The organism is Streptomyces sp. ID05-39B (assembly GCF_033794725.1).
Lineage (GTDB): Bacteria > Actinomycetota > Actinomycetes > Streptomycetales > Streptomycetaceae > Streptomyces > Streptomyces bobili.
Window position 1 is genome coordinate 1 of record NZ_JARGEF010000466.1, and the last position, 2397, is coordinate 2397.

The 2397-nt window shown below is 74.2% G+C and carries 2 protein-coding genes; one reads left to right on the top strand and one right to left on the bottom strand.

The window, feature by feature from the left end:
- A partial coding sequence (locus P1P75_RS41115) for a transcriptional regulator (protein WP_319265050.1) occupies positions 1-896 on the bottom strand: 896 nt, incomplete at its 3' end.
- A gap of 90 nt (positions 897-986) precedes the next feature.
- Here P1P75_RS41115 and P1P75_RS41120 point away from each other — a divergent pair.
- Positions 987-2198 (top strand): MFS transporter, encoded by a 1212-nt coding sequence (locus P1P75_RS41120; protein WP_319265053.1) that lies wholly within the window; start codon positions 987-989, stop codon positions 2196-2198.
- Positions 2199-2397 lie beyond the last annotated feature (199 nt).

Here is a 2397-nt window from a genome sequence, read left to right on the forward strand (position 1 = left end):
TGGAGATGTTTTTTAGAGACCGTCCACAGCACCCGCAGGTGCCGTCCGACCGATCCGAGCCCCTGCCCGGTCAGTGCGACCAGCTGGGTCGTGCTCAGCGGGCCGTGCCCCAGCAGGACGAGGACGGCCGCCCGTCCGGGCCCGAGCAGCGCGCTCAGCGCGGTCGGCACGTCCCGCGCGCGGTGATCGGCGGCGAGGACCCCGGTGCAGGGGTAGACGACGGCGTACCGCTCCCGTTCCTCCCACGACACCCACCCCGTCCGCGGTGTCACCGGCACGAACAGCAGCTCGGCGCCGGAGATCTCCCGGGGCGGATACTCGTGCAGATTGACCTGGAACCGGCTCTCCCCGAGCCACCGCGTCCCCGGCCGCAGCGAGTCCAGTACGGCAGCCCACCCGCCCCGGCTCACCTGCGCGACCCGCGTCACGACATCCGCCTCCAGCACCCTGCGCCGCCGCTCCCAGGAAGGCCGTACGGCGCTCTCCCACACCCAGGTCAGCAGGCCGGCCGCCCGCGCGGGGAGGTCGTCGCGGTCCAGGACGCCCGGCAGCGGGCCGGCCCGGGAGGTCCGCAGATGGGCGCGGGCGTCGGCGGGCCGTACCGCGCGGACCCGGGCGACGCCGTCCTCGAAGCTCTCCCCGTCCCTGGGGGTGGGGGTGAGGAAGTCGGCGATCCAGTCCCGGCCGAGCCCGGCCCGTACGAGCGCGGCGGTCACCGGATCCGCGGCCAGCCGTGCGCGGTGGGCGGGCAGCCACTCGCGCAGCCACGCCGTCTCGCCCGGATGCGCGCCCGCCCCCGCGTGCAGCAGCTTCAGGCACGCGAAGGTCTCGGCCAGCGGGGACACCACGAACCGGCTGCCCGCGAGCGTGTCGGCGTTCACCTGCCACCAGCCCATGAAGCCCCATCCCCGTCCCTCGTCACGATGACGTTTCGCGCTCCCGCGAAACAGTAACGACCGGGCCCGGCCCCGCCCGAGACTCCCCGCATGACCGGCTACCGACAGCTCCTGCGCACCCCCGAGTTCACCCCGCTCCTGCTCTCCTCCGCCGCCCACACCGCCGCCCAGACGGTCGCGGGGCTCGCCCTCGGCACCCTCGTCCACCGCGCCACGGGCTCCCCGCTGCTGTCGGCGGTGAGCATGTTCGGCCCGTCACTCGTCCAGGTCCTCGGCGCGGCCTTCCTCCTCTCGGGCGCCGACCGCCTCCCGCCGAGGACCGCCCTGGCCGGTCTCTCCCTCGCCTTCGCCACCCTCACGGCCGTCCTCGCCGTCCCCGGGCTGCCGGTCGCGGCCGTCTTCGCGGTCGTCCTCGCGCAGGGCCTGATCGCGGCCCTCGGCGGCGGGGTCCGCTGGGGGCTGCTCAACGAGATCCTCCCCAAGGATGGCTATCTGAGCGGGCGTTCCGTCTTCAACATGATGGGCGGGCTGACGCAGATCACCGGCTACGCCCTCGGCGGCCTCCTCGTCACCGCCCTCTCCCCGCACACCGTCCTCCTCCTCGCCACCCTCCTGCACGCCACCGCGAGCGCGACCGCCCGCCTCGGCCTGACAGCCCGCCCGCCCCGCGCCTTGGGCCGCCCCTCGGCCGCCGAGACCCGGCGCGTCAACGCCGTCCTGTGGTCCTCCCGCCCGCGCCGCCTGGTCTACCTGGGCCTGTGGCTGCCCAACGGCCTGGTCGTCGGCTGCGAAGCCCTCTTCGTGTCCTACGACCCCGGCGCCGCGGGCACCCTGTTCGCGTGCGGAGCGCTGGGCATGCTGGCCGGGGACCTCGCCGTCGGCCGGCTGCTCCCGCCCGCCGTCCGCACCCGCCTGGCCACCCCGCTCCTGCTGCTCCTGGCCACCCCGTACCTCGTCTTCGCCCTGCGTCCGCCGCTGCCCGTCGCCGCGCTCTGCGCCACCCTCGCCTCGGTCGGCTTCGGCGCGAGCCTGGTCCAGCAGGAGCGCCTGATGGCCCTCGTCCCCGCCGAACTCAGCGGTCATGCCCTCGGGTTGCACTCGGCGGGGATGCTCACCCTTCAGGGTGTCAGCGCCGTCGTGGCGGGCACCGTGGCCCAACTCACCTCACCGGCCACGGCGATGGCCGTGATGGCGGCGGCGTCGATCGCGGTCACGGTGACGCTGGCGGCGGCGTCCCGGCGGCCCGGAACCCCTTTGAAGTTCGTGACGCGAACTAATATGGTTCGTGACACGAACAAATAATCGTCATTTGGGCGAGCGACGAACCGCTGCCCCTTCGGCGGCGTCAAGGGGGAACTGCCGTGTCACGCACAACCGTTGTGGTGGTGGGCGGCGGATACGGCGGCGGATACGGCGGCGCAGGCCGTGGCCGCGTACCAGGGGGGACCTGTTCGTGGGCCGCTGCGAGGAGCGGTTCGGTGGGAGGGGTGGTGTGCAGGGG

What these genes read in the sequence shown, in the direction of transcription:
- P1P75_RS41120 (WP_319265053.1), top strand. Translation starts at nt 987, where the DNA reads ATGACCGGCTACCGACAGCTCCTGCGCACCCCCGAGTTCACCCCGCTC.